Source organism: Atribacterota bacterium, assembly GCA_039638595.1.
Taxonomy (GTDB): domain Bacteria; phylum Atribacterota; class Atribacteria; order Atribacterales; family Caldatribacteriaceae; genus Profundicultor; species Profundicultor thermophilus.
Genome location: JBDIWM010000064.1, coordinates 1 through 8,462, shown reverse-complemented (window position 1 = coordinate 8,462; position 8,462 = coordinate 1). Strand labels below are relative to the sequence as shown.

The window sequence follows — 8,462 nt, the reverse complement described above, 5'->3', positions numbered from 1 at the left end:
ATGTAACCGAGATGCCACGTGCCTGACCCGATCCCAAGAAGGCTTGTAGGGTACGCTACCTTCTCAGCCCTTGCAGCCCCTGAGCTGCAAGGATTTTTTAGGTCAGGGGTTTCAAACCCGAGTGAGGGGGATTTCTGCTCCTCAGAGCTGGGTCGGTGTGGCCATTCAAACCTTTTCCGACTATGCCGACCACGCCAACCCCTTTTTCATAACCTGCCCCAATTCCCCGACTACGAATCCTACAAAAAGCCGCTGCACCATACCTATACTTCTTGATTTGCCCTTTTCTTCCTCTTGACTGGACAAAACACCATTCTTTGCTTGAAAGAAAGCTACCGGCTTGCTCTACCCTATCTCACCCGTCGTCTTTCAGTTATTTGGATATCTGGTTAAAAAGTTTCTCAGCGAAGTCGCTATTCAGGTTTTTAAGAATCTTGTACTCCTCAAGAGCAGAACCCCGATCCCCAGTTTTCAAATAAGTCAATCTCAGACCATAGTGAGCCTCGGCATAATGAGGTTCAATGCGAATGACCTGTTTGAAAGCCTCTATGGCTTCTTCGTAGTGACGGAGGTGGTAATGGCACTCGCCAATCGCGAGATAGGCTTCCCAATAGTCTGAGTCCTCCTTGACTGCATTTTCAAAAAAAGGCAGGGCTTCAGCAAATTTTCCTTTCGAGAAGAACTGAAACCCTTCCAGGTATAGTATTTCCGCGGTGATCAGCTGTTTTTCGCCACTTTTTCCCTGCCCCCCTTTAAGACTCGCTTCTTCTGCCTGGACCCAAGGGAAACCCAGGAAACACGTGAGAAAGACCATTAATACCACGTACACTTTTTTTCGTATCTTTCCCCTCCTTTTATTTCTTTTAGTCATTTTCAGGGATAAAGAATGCCTTTTTAAACTCGTTCCCCCTTCCCTCCAGTATCATATCATAGGGAGCTTTTCACCAGAATACAAAATTTCTCCATCGCTTTTTCGAGAGAACCATCCCCCTCATTCCTGAATAGCACCGAGAGAGAATTGCTTTAAAGCCGGTATCGCCGGAAAGGCTTTCACAGAGAGAATGACAAGCTATCTATGGAAGCCGTGCCTCTCTATGGATTTCGTCTACCACGAAGACATTTTTTCCAACCATCCCATCATCATATGATGGAACATTACACCCCGTAATCCCAAGGACGCTCATGGAAACAGAGCTCAAAATATGGCCTCTAAAGAAAAGGCCGGTTTGTTCATGCATCACAGAGGACTTCCACGACTCCAGTCCAACGCCTGGTGAAAAAAGGATACAAAGAAAGCAATAGAATGGATAACCAATGTTCCAGCCTCAATGTACATCCAGAGGCTCCTGTTCTGTTCACCCTTTCAGTGCACCACTGAGAATTCCACTGACGATGTTTTTTTCAAAACGGATATACAGAACCAAAATCGGAATGATGGTGATAATGGTAAAGGCATTCAGAAGCGGCCAATCAGGAAGTCCCAGAGTATCCCTTAAAAAGTACAGCTGGTAGGGAAGCGTCCGCATCTGCGGAGAGCTGGTTAATGCTAAAACGAAGGGAAACTCATTCCAGGATTGTACAAAAGAGACCACTATCACCGTGAGAATTCCTGGTAACGAAACCGGTGCGACAATTTTCCACAGAATCTGTAAAAGGTTTGCCCCATCAAGGATTGCTGATTCTTCAAGTTCCTTTGGCACACTCTGAAAAAATCCGATCAGTATCCAGGTTCCCAAAGGAATGGCTGTAGCCGTATAGGTGAGGATTAAAACGGTATAAGTATCAATGAGACCCAAAGGGGCAAATATTTCATAAAGGGGAACGATTAAAGCTGCTCGAGGAAGAATGCGAGGAACCAGAATCATGATTAAGAGCACCGAACGCATCCAGAATGTATACCGGGCAAAGCCATACCCAGCAATCACACTGACAAAAAGAGCAATAGCTGTGGAAGTAATTGCCAAAATAACACTATTAGCCAGATACCTGGGAAATCCTGGAAAGGTAACCGCTCTGTAATACGCCTCTACGGTAAATGTCCGGGGGATGATGGTAGGTGGGGTCTGGTAAAGTTCGATGGGATGTTTGAATGATGCTGATATACACCAGAGAATCGGCAAAAGTGTAAGGAGGGTGAACAAAAGGAGGGGAATCCAGAACAGATTTTTTCTCATGGTTTTGCATAAAAAGGAAGCTCGATATGGAGTGCCCTTTTCCATTATCCACTCCTATGTCCTGGAAATCCGTAAAATGAAGAAACTAACCAGAGCATTGATAAGAAGGAGCACCATCATCACAGCTGAAGCGTAGGAAATATTCACCTCTTGAAACGCCAAATGGTAGAGATATACCGCAAGGAGTTCGGTTGCTCTTCCTGGTCCTCCACCAGTAAGAGGGAGAATGACATCAAACATATTAAAACTTGCAAAATTAAGCCATATTAAACTCACCCCCATCATCGGGGCAATTAGGGGTAACGTGATATACCGAAGTTGATTGACTCCGTGCGCTCCATCAACGGACGCGGCATCAAAAATTTCGGGGTCGATACTCTGCAAACCAGAGAGGAGAATCAACGTCGAAAAAGGGGTAATATACCAGACATTGGCCAGGATGATGATTAAAAGGGCACGACCCGGATCCCCCAACCAGCTCGTACTTTCCAGGCCAAAATACTGCAAAAAGAAATTGATTAATCCAGCATTGCCACTGAACAGAAACCGCCACATCACTGCGGCTGCCACACCTGATATTAAATAGGGAACCAGACTGACTCCCCGAAAAAATCGCCGCAAACGCTTGACTTTATAAAGACACAGTGCATAAGCTAATGCCAGGAATGTTCCTAACCCGATGGTCCCGGAAACAAAAATAATCGAACGCCGTAACGACTCTTTAAAGTGCGCGTCCTGAAACAAATTATAGTAGTTCCTCAATCCCACAAATGGTTCACCAAACGTGTACATATCAATCTGGCGCAGGGACATGAGAAACGCTTTCACCACTGAATACCCCAAGATTCCCACGACGAAAAAAAGTGCTGGTGCAATGAGAAAATACACCACATAACTTGTCCTTCTTTTCCTTTGGAAAGAAAGAACCCCTGTCATTGAAAATCACGCTTCCTTCATCAAAAATAAACTGTAAGCCGGCTTTTTTGAAGCCGGCTTACATATTCTCTCACTGTCCAGCAATCTTATTAATTTGTGCCTGATACCGCGCGGCCATCTCTTTAGGGTCAGCATTCACATTGGTCAACGCCTCATGTCGTGCTTCAGCTAAGACTCGATAAATTTCGGTATCACGAAGGTGCACCGGAATGGGGTACTGCCGAGAGTAGGCTTCGAAAAGTTCCGCGTACCATGGTTGAAATTCCAGGTAATCTGGCTCTCGGAACACGGACATCCGCGTTGCCGGTTGATATCGCAGCGCAACTTCCTTGACGATTTCAGTTCTGGAAAGATACTGGAACACCTTTCTCACCGCATCTTGTTTGACCGAAGCCGAGATACTGACCATATAAGGCCAGCAGATTCCTCCCATTCTCCAGCTGTCCTTTGCCCCTGGACGATACAGAGGAGGTTTAGCTTTCCACTGTTTTTTGTACTCGAGACTTTCCTGAATCTTGGCAAAAATGTTCGAACCCTGGAACATTTGCGCCGCCTTTCCCGCCATAAAGGCGGCTCGAGCTTCTCCTGAATCCCAAGCCGGCGTATCCGGATGCACAATACCATCTCGCATCATGGTCTGATACCATCCTAAAAGGTACACGCCAGCATCTGAATCCAATTGGATGAGATTGTTCACAAACGGTCCACCCATGGAAACGAAGTAACTGACAAACCAGTCAATATGGGGTTTGTGACCAATCAGGGCATAACCGAGCATCGTATCGGAACGAAGTTTTCTCCCTGCATCCAGAGCGTCATCCCAGGTTTCGGGCTCAGGGATACCAGCTTCATCAAATAAATCTGAGCGCCACACGTACCAGTATGGTGCCGCGTGAAGGGCCATTCCGTAAGGAACTCCCTGGTACGAGGGCATTTCCCAGGCTGCCTTGGCCATATCACGGAAATCGTCCGGGTCCTCCTCTTCCCACGCTTTCAATATTGGAGTAATATCCATAACCATCTTCTGGGCAGCAAGGGCAGTCGGGTTTTGATGGAGAACCTGAAAAATATCGGGGGGGTTTCCAGCTCGGAATGTCCGTACATAGGCTGCCAGCGCTTCTTCCAAGGGAATCATATCAATTTTTATCCGGATATGGGGGTTCTCAGCATGAAAGGTTTCAAATCGATCCGCAGGGATAAAATTTTCTCTTCCAAACCAAATCGTGATTTCAGTCGTCTGGGCAAAAGTGACCACACTCACCAGCAAAAACACAAAAACACCCAAAACTCCAATTCCCACCCGAAGAGATTTCTTCATGGTTTCTTTCCTCCCTTCTTTCTCTTACATCTTTTCAAATATTGTTCCTTCCTCTTGATCTCCTCCCTCCTTTCGATGGTCATTTCTCAACTGGAGCCAAACCTAACTTGAAGCGAGAACACGGCAGCAATCGAGCATTTGCTATGAGCATTTATTCAATTATAGATATGAGAACCTTCTTTGTCAATTCACCCAAAGATTTTCCCTAAGGTCGTCAGTTCGAAGTAAAAGAACCGGTAACGAGGGCTTTAACGATGGAGTACCCACACCAGGGATAAAATCGGAGTGACAAGACTTTCCGTGAAAAAAGAAGGGAGGATGATTTCCCTGCTCGATTTCGAAGCTTGTGTTCGGAAACAATTTTCCCCTTCTGATATCGGAGCTGGAAATCGTACTCATCGGACCGGGTATTCTCTTTCGTTGCTGGAAAATAGCCGACATGAAACCACGGAAAAATCTTTCAAAACAACAATCAGAAAAAATTCCCCTGAAATACTCTGTGTCTCTAAAGAGGGGCTGCTGCGGTAATCAGTACCTCAACCTGTTACTTTTTAAGACTTACGCAGGCGCACCTACTTTCTCTTTTCGTTAACCCCATGTTATGTGAACCTGGGTAAAGCCAGTCACTAATTTGAAGCCCGTATTTGGGTAAGTGACTTTTGGTGGGACTTTATAGAAAATCTTGACATCCACCAAAAAAGTAAATACACTTTTTTAAAGCTGAAATCTATCCCTATTTCGGACCAACTCCTCACAAACCAAACGTCGCCATTTTCGAGCTTTCACAAAAAATCATTTCATCCCCCAGGAGGCAGAATCATGAATATCAAGACTTTTCAATTCTCGTACAGAGGCTTGTTCATGATAAAAAAATTTATTGCACGAATTGGCCCCTTATTTGTCCTTCTCGTGATCGTTATCATAGCTGCATTTTTTGTTCCACGTTTTTTTACCATTCTTAATTTGATTAATGTTATTTATCAAGCTTCTATATATATTATCCTTGCGGTGGGAATGACTTTTGTTATTACTGGTGGAGGTATCGATCTTTCTATTGGATCACAAGTTGCTTTAGTTAGCGTAGTTATGTCTGGACTGATACAGGCATCCAACTGGCCAGTGGGTTTTGCGATGGGTTTCGCGCTGATAATGGGTATGGGTCTGGGGTATGGAAATGGCTTTATAATAACCCGATTGAAAATTCCCGACTTCATTGTTACACTTGCTACTATGGAAACGTTTCGTGGTTTTGCATTAGTTCATTCCGCTGGTAAAATTTGGTTTGAATTTCCTGCATCACTCCGCTACATTGGCACCACTCGCTGGTTAGGGTTACCTATTCCAGCTATAGTTGCTTTAATAATAGCATTTATCGGTTATCAAATTTACCATAAAAGTTATTTTGGCCGTTACACTATTGCCATCGGAGGAAATCGAGATGCAGCAATTTTATGTGGAATTCCAGTAGATAAATATAAAGTCTATCAATATGTGCTCATGGGAGGGTTATGTGGTTTAGCAGCAATACTTCTTACGAGTCGTCTTAACTCTTCACAAGCCACTATGGCTTCAGGTTATGAAATTCATACCATTGCTGCTGTTATTATGGGAGGAACATCTCTTCGTGGCGGGTTAGGGAGTGTTGTTGGGTCCCTTGTAGGAGCATTAATACTGGGAATCATTTCCAATACGATGGTGCTTTTAGGAGTGGATTATTTCTGGAGATTGGTAGCTACCGGTTTAATAATTATTCTCGCTGTAGCATTAAATTTTTGGAGAGAAAATGTTATACGCCAGACATTTTGAAAATAAGACACTTTGGAAGGGAGGTGAAATAATAAAAAGAGTAATATCGACATCAAGAAAACAAAAACGGGAAGGGAGGACCGCGTATCATGACAAGATGTCTATGGATAACGATTGTGTGTTCCATGCTATTCTTGTTGGCGGGTGCGCCGTTATTTGGGCAAGAACCGAAATTAATCGATCCGGAAAATTTTAAAAAAGAAATATTGGGAAAAATGGGCGTTTCGTATCAGGTTTTCAAGGATTTTGCCGACTCGGTATCTGGACCAGCAAGGCCTTTCACCGGAAAACTTGATAAACCCGTGCGTATCGGTTTTGTGACTCCAAGTTTCGATATTTCCGATGCTTGGGAAAGATGGTATTGGTCGATGTATCTTCGTCTGGAAGAAGCTGGAGTTCCCTTTGAAGTGACACTTCAAGCTACATCTCGACATGATGCCCATGACGAACAGCTTGCACAGGTAGAAAGCTTAATCGCTGCAGGCGTTGATTTTATTGTTTTAGGACCAACAGAACTTGACGCTCAGCGGGTTGCAATCAACAAGGTGCACGAAGCTGGGATCCCTCTCATTATCTTAAACTTTTGTCGACCACTTGAAGGTGATGATAAGACCCTCATGTACGTAGCATTTGATCATGAATTCGGAGGATACCTTACCGGGGTACACATAGCCAAGGTAACTGGAGGTAAAGGAAAACTGGCTGGTCTTAGAATGATACCTGGAACCTTAGATGATCAACGCTGGGGTGGCGCAATGGCGGTGATCAAACAAACCGATATAGAAGTTGTCTATGAAACTTATGCAGAAGCTAATCGACAAAAAGCCTATGAAGCTACTATGGACATAATGACGGCTCATCCGGATCTTAACGTTATCTATGCCACTTCAACAGCAATGGCTATTGGAGCAGTAGCGGCCTTAGAAACTCTTGGTCGACTGGATGTGGCAGTGTATGGTTTTGGAGGGACTGCGGATGAAATTGATGCTATGCTAAAAGGGAAACAAATGGGTTCGGTATTTCGTTTTCAAGACGATGCTGGGGTAGCTGTAGCTGAGGCTATACAAAGGTATCTTGAGGGGAAAAAAGATAGTATCCCACAAAGCTATATGGGGGATATGGTTATGACTGATAAAACCTTATCAAGGGACCAGTTTAAAGAATTAGTTGAAAGGGGATTTCGATATAGTAAAACTAAAAAACCAGTAAAGTTTTAACGGAAAGGGCAGACGATTGATAATATATTTTAAATGTTTGCACGGTCCGGGCTTTAAGCCCGGACCGTATTGAGGTAGTGAAAAACAATGCAGACTGTAGTTCAACCTATCCTTGAGATGAGAGGGATAACAAAAAACTTTGGAGGCTTACGAGCTTTAGACAAAGTTGATTTCGAATTAAGGCAAGGAGAAGTCATGGGGTTAGTCGGTGATAACGGAGCGGGCAAAACGACTTTGATTAAAATATTAACAGGAGTATACCCCCCGGACGAAGGAGAAATTATACTAGAAGGAAAACCGGTCAAATTCCGCAACCGGCAACATGCTAAAAGTTTAGGAATTGAAGCTGTATATCAAGACCTAGCATTAGTAGAAACCCTCAACGCACCAGCTAATGTTTACCTTGGTTCCGAAATAAGCCATCGGGTATTTGGCTTTTCTATTCTTGACAATAATCGTATGAAAAGGGACGCTCTTCAACTGCTAAGAACAAAATTAAACATCGTAATCGATAAACCAGAAGAAGCGGTTTTTAACCTTTCTGGTGGTCAAAAACAATCTGTCGCCATTGGCAGGGCCATTTTGAAGGAAAATATAAAGATATTAGTGATGGATGAGCCCACTGCCGCTCTTGGTCCAGAAGAAACTGAGAAAACATTTCAACTCATTCGTACTTTACGTGACCAGGGACTTGCTTTAGTGGTGATTAGCCATAACCTCGAACATATTTTCAATGTGTGCGACCGAATTACTGTTCTCCGACGCGGAAAAATGGTGGGAGTGCGAGAAGTTGCTTTGTCAAGTAAAACTGAAATACTGGGTTTAATCGTTGGAGTGGAAAAACCCGCAAACGAAAAGTAAACTGTTCAAAGGGTAACTTTTACGCTTTCTAGAATGGATATCTACTCTAAGGGTTCGATAACTTTGGGTACCGTGGTGTTCGCACGAAAACTCCCTCCATCGGAACTTCCCTCACACTGAGTCCTCCCCTGGCGATATCGTACTTCTTTG

7 protein-coding genes are annotated in these 8,462 nt (G+C 44.0%); 3 read left to right on the top strand and 4 right to left on the bottom strand.

The genetic code is table 11. The annotated features are described in order from the left end of the window. Positions 1-373: 373 nt before the first annotated feature. The 4 genes from ABDK92_10510 to ABDK92_10495 all read right to left on the bottom strand — a co-directional run bounded on the left by ABDK92_10510 (position 374) and on the right by ABDK92_10495 (position 4,428). Complete coding sequence (locus ABDK92_10510) at positions 374-829, bottom strand: tetratricopeptide repeat protein (protein MEN3187033.1); 456 nt, start codon at positions 827-829, stop codon at positions 374-376. A gap of 526 nt (positions 830-1,355) precedes the next feature. Continuing rightward, positions 1,356-2,219: a carbohydrate ABC transporter permease gene (locus ABDK92_10505; GenBank protein ID MEN3187032.1), complete on the bottom strand. Its 864-nt coding sequence runs from the start codon at positions 2,217-2,219 to the stop codon at positions 1,356-1,358. A 9-nt stretch (positions 2,220-2,228) separates the two neighbouring features. Continuing rightward, a complete protein-coding gene (locus ABDK92_10500; protein MEN3187031.1) occupies positions 2,229-3,065 on the bottom strand; it encodes a sugar ABC transporter permease in 837 nt (278 codons plus the stop codon). Between the two features lie 115 nt (positions 3,066-3,180). After that, positions 3,181-4,428, bottom strand: coding sequence for an extracellular solute-binding protein (locus tag ABDK92_10495; protein ID MEN3187030.1), 1,248 nt, complete (start codon positions 4,426-4,428; stop codon positions 3,181-3,183). Positions 4,429-5,247: 819 nt separating this feature from the next. Between ABDK92_10495 and ABDK92_10490 the strand changes: the two genes are divergently transcribed. The 3 genes from ABDK92_10490 to ABDK92_10480 all read left to right on the top strand — a co-directional run bounded on the left by ABDK92_10490 (position 5,248) and on the right by ABDK92_10480 (position 8,312). Then, the gene (locus ABDK92_10490) at positions 5,248-6,234 is read left to right on the top strand and encodes an ABC transporter permease (protein MEN3187029.1); all 987 of its coding nucleotides are present in this window, start codon (positions 5,248-5,250) and stop codon (positions 6,232-6,234) included. Positions 6,235-6,323: 89 nt separating this feature from the next. Next, on the top strand, positions 6,324-7,451 hold the full coding sequence (locus ABDK92_10485) for a substrate-binding domain-containing protein (GenBank protein ID MEN3187028.1): 1,128 nt from the start codon (positions 6,324-6,326) through the stop codon (positions 7,449-7,451). 87 nt (positions 7,452-7,538) lie between these two features. Then, positions 7,539-8,312, top strand: a complete 774-nt coding sequence (locus ABDK92_10480; protein MEN3187027.1) for an ATP-binding cassette domain-containing protein — start codon at positions 7,539-7,541, stop codon at positions 8,310-8,312. Positions 8,313-8,462: the final 150 nt, after the last annotated feature.